At 51.7% G+C, this 681-nt stretch carries 1 protein-coding gene; it reads left to right on the plus strand.

The window, feature by feature from the left end; genetic code table 11:
• Positions 1-17 precede the first annotated feature (17 nt).
• The gene (locus OP500_RS11275; protein WP_443135153.1) at positions 18-647 is read left to right on the plus strand and encodes a transposase; all 630 of its coding nucleotides are present in this window, start codon (positions 18-20) and stop codon (positions 645-647) included.
• Positions 648-681: the final 34 nt, after the last annotated feature.

Consider the following 681-nt stretch of genomic DNA (forward strand, 5'->3'; position numbering starts at 1 on the left):
AAAGGTGCTAAAAATCGCTGCAAGCCTTATGCTGCAAGGCTTTAAGCGGGGTCAAAACCTTTGAACACAAAAAATGCTTTTTCTGCGGCTCAAAACAGGTCAAAAAGAACGGCAGACAAAACGGCAAACAACGTTACAAATGCCACAGCTGCGGCAAACGTTTCAGTGGTGGCAAAAACATCAATCCGCAACAACTCTGGCACGCTTACACCGCAGGCAAACAAACCGCAGCGCAGCTGGCAGCTGCTCATCATTGCAGCAGCAAAACCATTTTTCGCCATCTCAAAAAAGCGAATCCCAAAGCACAGTTTGCCGCGCCCCAATGCGCCAACATCGTGATGGACACCACCTACTTCGGACGCCGTTTCGGCATCATGGTTTTGTTCGACAGCATCAGCGGCAAAGCGCTTTCTGTTACCGAAGTCAAAAACGAAACCAACGCCCTTTACGCCGAAGCCATCGGCAGCCTGAAAGCCAAAGGCATTGAATACAAAGCATCGTCTGCGACGGCCGCAAAGGTTTGCCACGATTATTCCCCGATATTCCCGTACAACTTTGCCATTTCCACCAAGTCAAAACCGTCGGCCGCTACCTGGCACGCAACCCGCAAACAGCTGCGGGGCAAGAGCTGCGGCACTTGGCACTGACGCTGAAAAACAGCCGCAGAGCCGGCTTTGAAAG

The organism is Kingella sp. SNUBH-2017 (genome assembly GCF_028680565.1).
Lineage (GTDB): Bacteria > Pseudomonadota > Gammaproteobacteria > Burkholderiales > Neisseriaceae > Kingella_D > Kingella_D pumchi.